The sequence below is a fragment of the Mesorhizobium sp. M1423 genome, from assembly GCF_040317575.1.
GTDB lineage: Bacteria > Pseudomonadota > Alphaproteobacteria > Rhizobiales > Rhizobiaceae > Mesorhizobium.
This window is the reverse complement of record NZ_JAMYKU010000014.1, coordinates 163,862-177,461: the sequence shown is the minus strand read 5'-3', so window position 1 is coordinate 177,461 and position 13,600 is coordinate 163,862. Positions and strand designations below refer to the sequence as shown.

Genomic DNA, 13,600 nt, shown 5'->3' with positions numbered 1-13,600 from the left:
GGAGTACGACAGCCTCAAGCCGGTGCAGCCGATCCGATTACACGCGGTCGATCCGACACTGATAGCAATTGTTGCGTGCAGAGCGACATGTATGTACATGCGGTGGCGCAGCGGGTTCAACTCGGCCATCTCTCATCTCCTGTTCTCAAGATTGCGTTTCAACAGCCGCAATCCTTCAAAACAGAAGCCTCATCCGCAAACCCGCGCACCAAATGCCGCGCCAGCGGCTTCGTTCAATCCCAATTCTTATTAGGCCCTAATGCGACAGTTCCCGCCTGCCGCGGAACTTGCGCAGGCCAAGCTGGCAGGCTAGCAAGAAGGCCCTTTTTGAACGAGCCTTTGCCATGCGCCCTCCCCTTACGCCGCTCATCGACGCGCTTCCCTCTACGGTGCCGTTTGTCGGCCCTGAGGCGCAGGAGCGTGATCGCGGCCGCGCCTTTCGCGCCCGCATCGGTGCCAATGAGAGCAGCTTTGGCCCCTCGCCGCGGGTCGTTGCCCGCATGGCCGAGATTGCCGGCGACATGTGGATGTATTGCGACCCCGACAATCACGATTTGAAGGTAGCCGTGGCCCGACATCTCGGTGTCGGCGCCGAAAACGTCGTCGTCGGCGAAGGCATAGACGGGCTGCTCAGCTTGGTGGCGCGCATGTATGTGGCGCCCGGCGACGCGGTGGTGACCTCGCTCGGCGCCTACCCGACCTTCAACTTTCACGTCGCCGGCGTCGGCGGCCGGCTGGTCGCAGTGCCCTACGAGAACGACCGAGAAAACCTCGACGGCCTGCTGGCGGCAGTGGCCAGGGACAAGGCGCCGCTGGTCTATCTGTCCAACCCGGACAATCCGATGGGCAGTTGGTGGGAAGCGGCCGAGCTCAGCCGCTTCATCGAGGCCTTGCCGGAGACCACAATGCTGGTGCTCGACGAGGCGTATGGCGAATTAGGGCCAGCCTCAGCGATGCCGCCGATCGATGTGGCGCGGCCGAACGTCATCCGCATGCGCACCTTCTCCAAGGCCTATGGGCTAGCCGGCATACGCTGCGGCTACGCGGTGGCCGAAGCCCAGGTGATTCGCGATTTTGAGAAGATCCGCAACCATTACGGCGTCAGCCGCATGGCGCAGATCGCCGGCGTCGAGGCGCTTGCCGATCAGGCCTGGCTGGAGAGCGTGGTGGCGCGGGTCGCCGCCGGCCGCCGGCGCATCGCCGGAATAGCCGAGGCGAACGGGCTGAAGCCGCTGGCTTCGGCGACCAATTTCGTCACCATCGACTGCGGCCGCGACGGCGCTTTCGCGCTGAAGGTGCTGCGGGCGCTGTTGTCGCGCGACGTGTTCATCCGCAAGCCGATGGTGCCAGTGCTCGACCGCTGCATCCGGGTCAGCGTCGGCCTCGATCACGAGCTCGACATTTTTGCCGAGGAACTGCCCGGCGCACTGGCGGCAGCGCGGGGGAATTGAGGCGCCAAAAGGGGCGACGGAGCACCACGACCTCCAGTACCGCCGCTACTTCTCCCCACCATCAAGCAGGCGCATGACCCGTTTCAAGGCGTCCGATAATTCGGCAGCCGCGTCATCGGCGAGGCTGGCCGTCAGCCGGGCGAGATCGCGATCCGTCGCAGCCTGAAGCCTGGCGAGTTCCGCACTTCCGCGAGCGGTTAGCGAGAGGATGCGTCTGCGCCGATCGGCTGGGTCAGTGCGTATCTCGGTCAGGCCAGCGGCAGCGAATCTCCTCAGGACGCGCGTGACGTAGGCCGGATCGAGCCGGAGTTCGGCGGCGATTTCGGAGGCTGCCGGTCCGAGATCGAGGTGGAACGCCCGTGCCAGAAACCCAGCCTCACCGCCGCTATTGGCGGCAGCGCGGGATCGGCTGCCCAATTCGAACAGCAGCCGCGCCTCGCCCAGCGTATAGGCGCTGTGCGTCAAGGTCAGGTCGAGCAGCCCGATCAGGCGCGTGTAGAAGCGATTGAAGCCACGTATCTCCGCGACAAGGGCATTCCGATCGGCCGGCATGTCGACCTCCTTCGGACGGACCGCTCCGTCAGGACCATGATCGCCTATTATTTGACTTAGTCAATCATTGATGGAGGCGCCGCCTATCTCGCACGTGAAACTGGCAGATCGCGATCGGCAGAGAGACCTTCGATGCACGTTGCCTGGTTGAATTTGCACAGCGATGCGCCAGACTCGATTCAGAGGATGGAGAGCGCGATGGCCGACCGGACGGTGCAGGTACGCATATACGGGAAGGTGCAAGGCGTCAGCTACCGGGTCTGGGCGCGGCGCGAGGCGTCTGGACTTGGCCTTGCCGGTTGGGTGCGCAACGAAGTTGACGGCTCGGTGACAGCCTTGATTGCAGGTGCCGATGCGGCGGTCTCGACAATGATCGAACGTCTTTGGCAAGGGCCGCCAGGGGCAGCAGTTTCGAAGGTCGACGTCGAGCAGATCGAGGCGCGCCACATGTCCGCGGGTTTCAGGATCGTTGCCTAGCAAGGCATGATCCTGCTCATTCGCTTCCATCGCACAAAATCTCTAGGGTGCAGATAGAGCAAACCTGAAGCCATTGCCCTGACCGAACCTCGGATCCTTGAATTAATTGAACGTTTGTTTTATTGTTCGCGAAAAGGCGAGCTTATCATGGCGCGTACGACCGGCTCCGACGGCGAGAAGACCGAAGCTGCGGCCCGCGAGGCGGCGGTCAGCCTGATTGCGCGTCTCGGCTACGAGGCGATGTCGATGCGCCAGCTGGCGGCCGAGGTCGGCGTCCAGGCAGCGGCGCTTTACCGCTACTTCCCGACCAAGCAGGACCTTCTGTTCACGCTGATGCGCGAGCATATGGAAGGCTTGATCGAGGCGTGGCGCGCAACACGCCCTGTCGGCGCCGATCCGGCAGCGCGGCTCGCCGCCTATGTCGAAAACCACATCGCTTTCCACGTCGAACGCCGCCATTCCACCCATGTCTCGAACATGGAGCTGCGCAGCCTGTCGCACGAAAGACTCACGCAGATCCTGCGCATGCGCACCGCTTACGAGAAGGAGCTGCGCGCCATTCTGCGCGACGGCGTCGAAGCGGGCTTGTTCAGCGTCGAGGACACCGGGCTCACCGCCATGGCGCTGATCCAGATGATGACCGGCGTCATCGTCTGGTTCCGGCCGGGCGAACGGCTGTCGATCGCCGAAGTCACCGCTACATATCTAGCAATGACAATGCGCCTTGTTGGAGCAAAGAGCGATGGCGCGAGGACGAGCCACGGCACCGTGCGTCCATTCGAGCGCGCAAAGGACGCTGTAGCACTTTGATTTCGCGCATGATCCCGATTTTCGCGGTCGTGCGCCGGGAGGAACGGCATGTACACGCAGACGCTCAACTTCGGGCTTGACGAAGACATCGAGGCGCTGCGCGATCTGGTGCGGCGCTTCGCCCAGGAGAAAATCGCGCCGATAGCCGCCGAGATCGACCGCTCGAACGAATTCCCGGCACATCTGTGGGTGGAGCTCGGCGGGCTCGGCCTGCTCGGCATCACCGCCGATCCCGATTTCGGCGGCAGCGGCATGGGCTACCTCGCCCATGTCGTGGCGATGGAGGAGATTTCGCGCGCCTCGGCCTCGGTCGGCCTCTCTTACGGCGCCCATTCCAACCTGTGCGTCAATCAGATCAACCGCTGGGCGACGCAGGCACAGAAAGAAAAATATCTGCCTTCGCTCTGCAGCGGCGAAAAGGTCGGGGCACTGGCGATGTCGGAATCGGGTGCCGGCTCAGATGTCGTGTCGCTGCGCCTGCGCGCCGAAAAGCGCAATGATCGCTACGTGCTCAACGGCACCAAAATGTGGATCACCAACGGGCCGGATGCCGAGACGCTGGTCGTCTACGCCAAGACCGATCCGGAACTCAATTCGCGCGGCATCACCGCTTTCATCGTCGAAAAGGCCTTTGCCGGTTTTTCGGTGGCGCAAAAGCTCGACAAGCTCGGCATGCGCGGCTCGAACACCGGCGAGCTGGTGTTCGACAATGTCGAAGTGCCGTTCGACAATGTGCTGCACGAGGAAGGGCGCGGCGTCGAGGTGCTGATGTCAGGCCTCGACTACGAACGCGCCGTGCTTGCCGGCGGCCCGATCGGCCTGATGGCTGCGTGCCTCGACGTGGCGATCCCTTACGTGCACGAACGCAAGCAGTTCGGCCAGCCGATCGGCGAGTTCCAGCTGGTGCAAGGCAAGCTCGCCGACATGTATGCGACGATGAATGCGGCGCGTGCTTACGTCTATGCCGTAGCCGCCGCCTGCGATCGCGGTGAGACGACGCGCAAGGACGCCGCCGGGTGCGTGCTGTTCGCCGCCGAAAAGGCGACGCTGATGGCGCTCGACGCCATCCAGCTTTTGGGCGGCAACGGCTACATCAACGATTACCCTACCGGCCGGCTGCTGCGCGACGCCAAGCTCTACGAGATCGGCGCCGGCACCAGCGAAATCCGTCGCTGGCTGATCGGGCGGGAAATCATGGCGGAGGGCGCCTAATGGCATTCTTTTGAGATTTGCCAGAAGCCGCACGATATGGCATACTTCGGGACATATGCCATAAATACAAGCGAGACGGACCATGGCGGGCAGAACGGGAAAGTCCGGATTTGACGAAGATCCGCAAGCACAGTTCGATGCTGGCGCTCGCAAAACGCGGCTTCGGGTTCCGGCGAAACGCGAGCGCGTCAAGCTTGGCGAGGGCGGGCGCTTCGTCATCCCTGCTGCGATGCGCGAGGAGATGGGCGTGAAGCCTGGCGAGGACATGATCCTTCATGTCGAAAACGGCGAGTTGCGGGTAAGATCGTGGCTGCAGAATCTGCGACGCGTTCAGGCCGAATTGTCGGCGCTGAAACAGCCCGGTGAAAGCGTCGTCGACGAATTTCTGAAGGAGCGGCGGGAAGAGCAGCGTCGAAGCGACAAGCGTCTCGACCGGCTTCACGCCGAAGGGACGACGGAAAAGCGGGTGAAATGAAGCCATACGTCATGGACAGCTCGGCGGCGCTCGCAATCCTGCTCAACGAGCAAGGCACCGAGAGTGCTTTGGGGTTCGCGCCGGATGCACAATGCAGCTCGGTCAATGCGGCCGAGATCATTGCCAAGCTGATCGACAAGGGACGCAGCTTGGAACAGGCTGCCGACGACCTCGGAAGTCTCGGCATGCCGATCGCAGTTTTCGACCAAGCGATGGGCATCGCCGCCGGCCAGCTTCGCCAACTGACGCGGCATCGCGGCTTGTCGCTGGGCGATCGGGCCTGCCTGGCGCTGGCGATTCGCGAGAACGCCATTGCCGTCACCGCCGATCGCGACTGGGGCGACCTGGATGTCGGCTGCAAGATCGAGCTGATCCGGTAGCGCCATGGCCCCCCTCACCTCGCAGATCTCGCCCGTCTCCGATATTTTCCGCGCCAATGCCGAGCGCATGCGGGCGCTGGTCGCCGATATTGCGGAAAAGGCTGCTACGGTCGAACACGGCGGCTCGGAGGAAGCGCGTGAGCGGCATGTTTCGCGCGGCAAGCTCCTGCCGCGGCAACGTCTTGCCCAATTGCTCGATACCGGCTCGCCCTTCCTCGAGATCGGCCAGTTCGCGGCGTGGTCGATGTATGGCGAGGACATCTCCTCGGCCGGCCTCATCGCCGGCGTCGGCCGCGTCGAAGGCACCGAAGTCATGGTCGTCGTCAATGACGCCACGGTGAAGGGCGGCACCTATTATCCACTGACGGTGAAGAAGCATCTGCGTGCACAGGAGATCGCATTGCAGAACAATCTGCCTTGCGTCTATCTGGTCGACAGCGGCGGCGCCAATCTGCCCAATCAGGACGAGGTGTTTCCCGACCGCGATCATTTCGGCCGCATCTTCTACAACCAGGCCAACATGTCGGCCGCCGGCATTCCGCAGATCGCCTGCGTCATGGGTTCATGCACGGCCGGCGGCGCCTATGTGCCTGCGATGTCGGACGAGACAATCATGGTGCGCAACCAGGCGACCATCTTTCTCGGCGGGCCGCCGCTGGTGAAGGCGGCCACCGGCGAGGACGTCACCGCCGAGGACCTCGGTGGCGCCGACGTGCACACAAGGCTTTCCGGCGTTGCCGATCACTATGCGCTCGACGACGAACATGCGCTGGCAATATGCCGGCGTATCGTCAAAAACCTGAATCGGAACAAGACTGTAAGCCTGGCCCTGAAGAAATCGATTCCGCCGCTTCACGATCCACATGAACTCTACGGCATCGTACCGACGGATCTGCGCCAGCCTTACGACGTGCGCGAGGTGATCGCCCGCATCGTCGACGGCTCCGAGTTCGATGAGTTCAAGCAGAATTACGGCACCACGCTGATCACCGGCTTCGCCCACCTCAGCGGCATGCCGGTCGGCATCGTCGCCAACAATGGCGTGCTGTTTTCGGAAAGCGCGCTGAAGGGCGCGCACTTCATCGAGCTGTGCTGCCAGCGCAAGATCCCGCTGGTCTTCCTGCAAAACATCACCGGTTTCATGGTCGGGCGAAAATACGAGGCCGGCGGCATCGCCAAGGATGGCGCCAAGCTGGTCATGGCGGTCGCAACGGCCAAGGTGCCGAAGGTGACCGTGATCATCGGCGGCTCGTTCGGCGCCGGCAATTACGGTATGTGCGGACGCGCCTATTCGCCACGCTTCCTGTGGATGTGGCCGAATGCCCGCATCTCGGTGATGGGCGGCGAACAGGCAGCAACGGTGCTGGCCGTCGTCAAGCGCGAAGGCATCGAGCGCAAGGGTGGCGAGTGGAGCGCCGAAGAGGAAGCCAAATTCAAGAAGCCGATCCTGATGAAGTACGAGCATGAAGGTCACCCGCTCTATTCGTCGGCAAGGCTCTGGGACGACGGCATCATCGATCCGGCGAAGACCCGCGAGGTGCTGGCGCTAAGCCTGTCGGCCGCGCTGAACGCCGGGATCGAGGAGACCCGGTTCGGCGTGTTCAGGATGTGAGATGAGCGCAATCGGCCAGAGGATTCGCGTTCACACCGGCGACATCACGAAGCTGGCGGTCGATGCAATCGTCAACGCCGCCAACACCTCGCTTCTCGGCGGCGGCGGCGTGGACGGCGCCATCCACCGGGCGGCCGGCCCCGAGCTTGAGTTCGAATGCCGGATGCTGAATGGCTGCAAGGTTGGCGAGGCAAAACTCACCAAGGGCTACAGGCTGCCGGCACACTACATCATCCACACGGTCGGACCGGTCTGGCAAGGCGGCAGCAAAGGAGAGGCCGAGCTGCTCGCCTCCTGCTATCGCCGGTCACTCGAAATCGCCGCCGCAAAGGACTGCCGGACGGTGGCGTTTCCAGCGATCTCGACCGGTGTCTACCGCTATCCTAAGGATCAGGCGACGCAAATTGCTGTCGGTGCCGTGAGTGCCTTCATCGGCCAGAACATCGTTCCGGAAACCGTCATTTTCTGCTGCTTCGACGAGCCGACGGCCGAACTGTATCAGCGGGTCGTTGCTGCACTCGGCAGGGTGTGACCCTGCGCGGGCGACGAACCCGTCCACACCTCCAGACCATTTTTTTGCTTCTTCATCTGGCCAGCCGAAAGAATCACGGCTATTGGTCATCGCAAATACCAATGGGGATTGGGCGAAGATGAAACGGCGGCTTTTCAAGGAAACAACTGCGTCTATACTTGCGGGGTTGCTTATATTAGCGACGCCTGGCATCAGTGCAGCGGCGTCGCTGGCTGGGAAAGTCGGCGACAAGCGTTCCTTCGTGTATCTCCCTCAGCAAGGCTCGGAAGGCAATTGCAGGCAGGCCTACAACGCCTATGTGGCTGCGGCCGGTCATTCCGCCTACGCATCGACCATCACCGGAGCAAGGGTCCTGTATTTCGTCTGCGGCGTGCACATTAACGCACCATCCCAGAAGGCTGCCGAAGCGCTCGCGCTTAAGTCATGCGAAGCCGGTCGCAAGAAGTTCAAAGTGGACATGGTCGGCGGCTGCGGCGTAGTCGCTTCCAAGTAGCTTTCGGCATCAAAGGGCCAGATAGCAAATGGGGATAGGGCGAAGATGAGACTTCAGCTTTTTCAGAAAACAACTGTATCCATATTTGCAGGGTTGCTCGTGTTGGGGGCACCCGGCATCGGAGCAGCGGAGTCGCTGGCGGGAAGCAAGGGCGACAGCCGCTATCCCGTCTATTTCGCACCTGGCTCGACGGGAGGCTGTCAGAAGGCATACAGGGCCTATGTGGCGACCGGCAGCCATTCCGCTTATGCGTCGACTCCATTCAATTGGGCGACCGAGTTCATGATTTGCGCGCGTGCGAATGCAACGTCGCAAAAGGCTGCAGAGGCACAGGCGCTGAAATCCTGCCAGTCAGCCAAGAAGAGCTACAAGGTCACAACCGCGGGAGCTTGCAGCATCGCTGCCTCCAAGTAGGAGATGCTGTTGGCGTTCGCTCTTCCAGGGGGAAAAATGACACCGAGACACGTCAAAAGTACAATCACGTCGATACTTGCAGGCTTTCTTGTATTCACGGGACCTGGCATAGGAACGGCGGAATCGCTGGCGGGAAGCAAGGGCGAGACCCGTTTCTACCCCTATTTGCCGCAGAATCCGAAGGATCCATGCACCATGGCTTACAAGGCCTATGTAGCGGCCGGCGGCCATTCGGCCTACGCAAGCACTCCGTATTCCCGGGTGCGTTCGCTGTACATCATCTGCGGCTCGCGTTTGAATGCACCGTCACAGCAAGCTGCCGAAGAGTTGGCGTTAAAATCCTGTCAGGCCACCCGCAACAGTTACAAGGTTACGACAGGCGGAGGCTGCGAAATAGCCGCCTCCAAATAGCTGAATATCTGCCAGTCTTGGTTTTTTCAAATGGGTTGGGCAATGAAATCTTTATCCATCAGGCGAGCAACCATATTGGTACTTGCACTGCTCGTGGCCTCTGCACCGAATGTTGGCGCCGCCGAATCGCTAGTTGGAAGCAAGGGCGACGTCCGTTTCTACCCGTATTTGCCGGCAACCGCGGATCGGCCGTGTACCAAGGCATATAAGGCGTATGTGGCGGCCAGCGCCATTCAGCGTATGCGACCACTCCGTATTCCAGAGTGCGTTCGTTGTACATCATGTGCGGCTCGCGCTTGAATGCGCCCTCGCAAAAGGCTGCCGAGGATATGGCTATGAAATCCTGCCAGGCCACCCGCAGCCATTACAAGGTCACGACCGGTGGAGCTTGCGAAATCGCGGCCTCCAAGTAGGCAGGCCTCGCTTGCCTATCCTTTGACGGCCAGATTACAAAGCGGGGTATTGCCGCAGCTCGCGTGAAGAGAATTCGCGCCGTTGGCGGCGAGCTCTGCCTGTGGAGGCCCGATGTTCGCCAAGATCCTGATCGCCAACCGTGGCGAGATCGCCTGCCGGGTGATCCGCACGGCACGCAGGATGGGTGTGCGCAGCGTCGCCGTCTATTCTGACGCCGACGCTCGCGCCTTGCATGTCGAGACGGCGGACGAGGCGGTGCATATCGGTCCCTCGCCTGCCGGCGAAAGCTATCTGCGGGGTAACAAGATCATCGCGGCGGCCTTGGCCACGGGTGCCGAGGCCATTCATCCGGGCTACGGCTTTCTCTCGGAAAATCCCGACTTCGTCGACCAGGTGGTCGCGGCGGGGCTGATCTTCATCGGGCCGTCGGCGGCCTCGATCCGCGCCATGGGATTGAAGGACGCGGCCAAGCGTCTGATGGAAAAGGCCGGCGTGCCGGTGGTGCCGGGCTATCATGGCGAGGCGCAGGAGATCGTGTTGCTCGCCTCCAAGGCGCGCGAGATCGGCTACCCCGTATTGATCAAGGCGCGCGCCGGTGGCGGCGGCAAGGGCATGCGGCGCGTCGAGCATCCTGATGATTTTTCGGAAGCACTGTCTGGCGCGCGGCGCGAGGCGAAGGCCGCCTTCGGTGACGACCGCGTTTTGGTGGAAAAATATGTCGACAAGCCGCGCCACATCGAAGTGCAGATATTCGGCGACAGTTTCGGCAATGTCGTGCACCTCTACGAGCGCGACTGCTCGGCGCAACGCCGCCACCAGAAGGTGATCGAGGAGGCGCCTGCCCCCGGCATGACGCCGGCGTTGCGCAAGGCGATGACCGAGGCGGCGGTGAAGGCCGCCAAGGCAATCCACTATTCCGGCGCCGGCACCATCGAGTTCATCGTCGATGCCTCGCAAGGTCTGAAGGCCGACCGTTTCTGGTTCATGGAAATGAACACCCGCCTGCAGGTCGAGCACCCGGTCACCGAAATGGTCACCGGCATCGACCTGGTCGAGTGGCAGTTGCGGGTGGCCTCCGGCGAAAAACTGCCGAAGACGCAGAGCGAGGTCGCGCTCTCCGGCCACGCCTTCGAGGCGCGCATCTATGCCGAGGACGCAGCAAGAGGGTTTTTGCCGGCGACCGGCACCTTGCACCATTTAAAATTTCCGCAACCGGCGCCCGAAGGTGCGAGCATGCGCATCGAAACCGGTGTGCGCGCCGGCGATGCGATCTCGCCGTTTTACGATCCGATGATCGCCAAGCTGGTCATCCATGGCAAGGACAGGCGGACGGCGCTCACGGCACTCGGCGCGGCGCTGTCGCAGACCGAAATCGCCGGCTCGACGGTCAACACCGCCTTTCTTGCCGCGCTGGCCGCTGATGCGGATTTTGCGGCGGGCGATGTCGATACCGACCTGATCGCCAGGCATCAGCAGGCGCTGACGGCGGTTCCGCCGCCGAGCGGTGAGACGATTGCCGCTGCGGCACTTGCCGCGTCTGGTGCGGGCGACTTGCCGTCCTCCGACGATCCCTGGTCGTCACTGGCCGGCTATGCGCATTTCCACGCGGCGGCGCGGCGCACGCTGCTGAGATTTGGCGAGCAGGGGATCGTCGCGCGCGTATCGGTGCGGCCGGACGGGCGGTTCGAGGTGGCGCTGGATGCCCCCTATGACAGCGCCAATTCGCATGATCTCCGCGCCGCGCCTCGCCTCGCCCGCTGGCCGGGCCACGTCACGGTCTTCGAAGGCGCCATCGGCTACGGTTTTGCCGTGCCGGATCCGCTGGCGCGGGCCGACGAAGCCGCAGCCGCTTCCGGCAGCCTGCGCGCGCCAATGCCGGGACTGGTCAAATTGGTTCGTGCTGGCAAAGGCGAGGCCGTAATCAAGGGGCAGCCGCTGCTGATCCTGGAGGCGATGAAGATGGAGCACACCATTGCCGCCCCCCATGACGGGGTAATCGCCGAGATCGCTGCCGAAGGCGCGCAGGTCACCGACGGAACCGTGCTGGTTCGCTTTGCCGAGGAACCACAGCTGACTGCTGTTTCCCTATCCACGAAGTGATTTCGAACGCGTCACAAAGGCATCGCCAAGAACAACATGGCCGGGTTTGACCCCGGCCATGTTCGATTACACCAGCGCAGCTTGCGGCGCCGCGGCCATTACGGCTGGATCGGGGCGTATTTGCCGTCGTGCCACTGGTTGATGTCGTAGCTGGCGTTCTTGAGGTCGCCTTTCTCGTCGAAGGTGACCGGACCGACAACCGTGCTGATCGGCTGGCCGTTCTTCAACGCTTCAGCGACCTTGGCCGGGTCGTCGCTGCCGGCGCGCTTGATGCCTTCGGCGAAGGCCTGGATCACCGCATAGGAAAACAGCGTGAAGCCCTCCGGCACGAAGCCGCCGGCCTTGATTTTGGCGATGGCTTCCCTGGCTTCGGGCTTCGCCTGCGGATCCGATGGGAAGACGAACATGGTGCCTTCACCGGCCGGACCGGCAACCTGCCAGAATTCCGGCGAAGCGATCGAGTCCGGCATGATCAGCTGGAACTTGAGGTTCTGCTCCGCCGACTGGCGCAGGATGAGGCCCGCTTCGGGATGATAGCCGCCGAAATAGACGACATCAGCTTTCAGCTCCTTGAGCTTGGTAACAAGCGCGGAGTAGTCCTTCTCGCCAGCGTTGATGCCCTCGTAGAGGATCTCCTTGAGACCGTTCTGGTTCATCGTTGCCTTGACGGCATCGGCCACACCCTGCCCATAGGCGCTCTTGTCGTGCATGATGACGACGTTCTTGCCGGCATATTTCTTGGCGATCCATGGACCGATGAAAGCGCCCTGCGCATCGTCGCGCGTATAGAGGCGCATGATCGTCGGCCAGCCGGCCTTCGCCGCTGCGTCGGTCAGCACCGGGTTCGAGGAAGCCGGACTCATCATCAGCGCACCGGCTTCGGCGTAGACAGCGGAGGCCGGGATGCTGGAGCCCGAGCAGGCATGGCCATCGATGAACTTGACACCATTGGCGATGATGCGGTTCGCGACCGAAACTGCCTGCTTCGGATCGCACTGGTCGTCCTCGATGTCGAGCTTGATCTGGCGGCCGTCGACGCCGCCCGCCGCGTTGATCGCGTCGGTGGCGGCTTGCGCGCCCTGCTTGAACTGGTCGCCGATGGTGGCAAGCTGACCGGTCATCGGTCCGACCACCGAAAAGGTGATGTCGTCGGCGAAGGCGACCGGCGCGGTCATCATCAGGCCAAATATGGCGGCGCTCAAAATACTGAATTTCTTCATGGTGACACAACTCCTCCACTCTCGCGCGACCGTCCCGGCCGCGCCTCTTCCAGAGTGGCGGGAGAATTTCATCCTTCACCGGAGCTGTCTAGGCGCATCGTCGGCACTCGATTGGGCCTGCAACACGCGGTCCCAAAGACAAAGCCGCGCCAGCCTTGTTCCGGCCGGTCGCGGCTTTTGTCATGAGCTTCCCAACGCAGCCGCGCCAGGACCCGCTCGCCTTCCCTGTCTATTGCTCAGCCGCTGCCGTGTTCTTGATCTTCTTGGCCCAGCCGTCTTGCGCGGCCTTGATTTTTCGGGCCCCGCCATCTGCGCGGCTTTGACCCGAAGCGTCCCTGTCGTGAACTCAGTACCCCCGTGAAGTCGACATTGACGAATTCAGTGCATCGTCATCCATTCGCGGGCTTCGCGGAGCGCCTTGGCGATCTCGACCTTCGACATGGCGGCCGACAATTCAGAGCGCAGTTCCGCGGCGCGCGCCGAACCCTTGATCGCGGCGATATTGAACCATTTGTGGGCGGCGACGACATCGGTCTCGCAATCGCGGCCGGTCGCATACATCATGCCCAACTCGAAAAGAATATCGGCCTGGGCAGTTGCCCCCATGGCGCCGAAGCCGGCTTCAAGCATTTCAAAACGTGCCATTTCAATCCCCTGTTCTGGCTCCCGAGAGCTGTCTCCGTCTGTCCCTCGGTGTCCTTGACTACCTTCGGGGGCGGCCGCTCTTTCGATGCTTTCGAGAATGCCGCGGAGGCTTGAATCCGTCGTTAAATGGCGTGCTTAATTTGAGGAAAACAAAGCTAAAACAAGAGGTAAACGCGAAAATTCGTTAAGGATACAAAGCCAGCAATCGCGCCGGTTCGCACAAAATTTGAAGAAAACTTGCGAGGCACGGATCAAGACTCCGCTAACCACGGAAGATAAAGACGTGTGCGGCCCGTTTCATTTTTCACCGGCGCGGCCGTTCGGGAGCGGGCAAAAACCCGCAACCCTTCCCTCGCGGCACCGCTTTTGTTTTTCCGGGAGCTGGACTAGCTTACGTTTGCG

15 protein-coding genes are annotated in these 13,600 nt (G+C 62.2%); 12 read left to right on the top strand and 3 right to left on the bottom strand.

Annotation, left to right across the window (positions count from 1 at the left end; genetic code table 11):
* Nucleotides 1-344 precede the first annotated feature (344 nt).
* Nucleotides 345-1,451 carry a pyridoxal phosphate-dependent aminotransferase gene (locus NKG95_RS19105; protein ID WP_353041938.1) on the top strand — a complete coding sequence of 369 codons (1,107 nt, stop codon included), beginning with the start codon at nt 345-347 and terminating at the stop codon, nt 1,449-1,451.
* Between the two features lie 45 nt (nt 1,452-1,496).
* Here the strand turns inward: NKG95_RS19105 and NKG95_RS19100 are convergent, their stop codons facing one another.
* Nucleotides 1,497-2,003: a MarR family winged helix-turn-helix transcriptional regulator gene (locus tag NKG95_RS19100; RefSeq protein ID WP_353041937.1), complete on the bottom strand. Its 507-nt coding sequence runs from the start codon at nt 2,001-2,003 to the stop codon at nt 1,497-1,499.
* 198 nt (nt 2,004-2,201) lie between these two features.
* On the opposite strand from NKG95_RS19100, the gene NKG95_RS19095 reads away from it, so the two are divergent.
* The 11 genes from NKG95_RS19095 to NKG95_RS19045 all read left to right on the top strand — a co-directional run bounded on the left by NKG95_RS19095 (nt 2,202) and on the right by NKG95_RS19045 (nt 11,333).
* Nucleotides 2,202-2,480 carry an acylphosphatase gene (locus NKG95_RS19095; RefSeq protein ID WP_353041935.1) on the top strand — a complete coding sequence of 93 codons (279 nt, stop codon included), beginning with the start codon at nt 2,202-2,204 and terminating at the stop codon, nt 2,478-2,480.
* A gap of 147 nt (nt 2,481-2,627) precedes the next feature.
* On the top strand, nt 2,628-3,290 hold the full coding sequence (locus NKG95_RS19090; protein WP_352814791.1) for a TetR/AcrR family transcriptional regulator: 663 nt from the start codon (nt 2,628-2,630) through the stop codon (nt 3,288-3,290).
* A 48-nt stretch (nt 3,291-3,338) separates the two neighbouring features.
* A complete protein-coding gene (locus NKG95_RS19085) occupies nt 3,339-4,502 on the top strand; it encodes an isovaleryl-CoA dehydrogenase (RefSeq protein WP_352494839.1) in 1,164 nt (387 codons plus the stop codon).
* An 82-nt stretch (nt 4,503-4,584) separates the two neighbouring features.
* Nucleotides 4,585-4,977, top strand: coding sequence for an AbrB/MazE/SpoVT family DNA-binding domain-containing protein (locus NKG95_RS19080; protein ID WP_353041933.1), 393 nt, complete (start codon nt 4,585-4,587; stop codon nt 4,975-4,977).
* Nucleotides 4,974-5,357 carry a type II toxin-antitoxin system VapC family toxin gene (locus tag NKG95_RS19075; RefSeq protein WP_353041931.1) on the top strand — a complete coding sequence of 128 codons (384 nt, stop codon included), beginning with the start codon at nt 4,974-4,976 and terminating at the stop codon, nt 5,355-5,357. The genes NKG95_RS19080 and NKG95_RS19075 overlap by 4 nt, the downstream gene beginning before the upstream one ends.
* Before the next feature lie 4 nt (nt 5,358-5,361).
* Nucleotides 5,362-6,969 carry a carboxyl transferase domain-containing protein gene (locus NKG95_RS19070; RefSeq protein WP_353041929.1) on the top strand — a complete coding sequence of 536 codons (1,608 nt, stop codon included), beginning with the start codon at nt 5,362-5,364 and terminating at the stop codon, nt 6,967-6,969.
* A gap of 1 nt (nt 6,970) precedes the next feature.
* Nucleotides 6,971-7,501, top strand: coding sequence for an O-acetyl-ADP-ribose deacetylase (locus NKG95_RS19065; RefSeq protein WP_353041927.1), 531 nt, complete (start codon nt 6,971-6,973; stop codon nt 7,499-7,501).
* 82 nt (nt 7,502-7,583) lie between these two features.
* On the top strand, nt 7,584-7,994 hold the full coding sequence (locus NKG95_RS19060; RefSeq protein ID WP_353041925.1) for a hypothetical protein: 411 nt from the start codon (nt 7,584-7,586) through the stop codon (nt 7,992-7,994).
* A 45-nt stretch (nt 7,995-8,039) separates the two neighbouring features.
* Nucleotides 8,040-8,408 carry a hypothetical protein gene (locus NKG95_RS19055; RefSeq protein WP_353041923.1) on the top strand — a complete coding sequence of 123 codons (369 nt, stop codon included), beginning with the start codon at nt 8,040-8,042 and terminating at the stop codon, nt 8,406-8,408.
* A gap of 36 nt (nt 8,409-8,444) precedes the next feature.
* Nucleotides 8,445-8,819, top strand: coding sequence for a hypothetical protein (locus tag NKG95_RS19050; protein WP_502913968.1), 375 nt, complete (start codon nt 8,445-8,447; stop codon nt 8,817-8,819).
* A gap of 525 nt (nt 8,820-9,344) precedes the next feature.
* Complete coding sequence (locus NKG95_RS19045; RefSeq protein ID WP_352814780.1) at nt 9,345-11,333, top strand: acetyl/propionyl/methylcrotonyl-CoA carboxylase subunit alpha; 1,989 nt, start codon at nt 9,345-9,347, stop codon at nt 11,331-11,333.
* A 98-nt stretch (nt 11,334-11,431) separates the two neighbouring features.
* On the opposite strand, the gene NKG95_RS19040 is transcribed toward NKG95_RS19045, so the two are convergent.
* Together NKG95_RS19040 and NKG95_RS19035 are read right to left on the bottom strand one after the other, a co-directional pair.
* A complete protein-coding gene (locus tag NKG95_RS19040) occupies nt 11,432-12,553 on the bottom strand; it encodes a branched-chain amino acid ABC transporter substrate-binding protein (RefSeq protein ID WP_023718365.1) in 1,122 nt (373 codons plus the stop codon).
* Nucleotides 12,554-12,931: 378 nt separating this feature from the next.
* Complete coding sequence (locus NKG95_RS19035; protein ID WP_010915070.1) at nt 12,932-13,198, bottom strand: SEL1-like repeat protein; 267 nt, start codon at nt 13,196-13,198, stop codon at nt 12,932-12,934.
* Between the last annotated feature and the right edge of the window lie 402 nt (nt 13,199-13,600).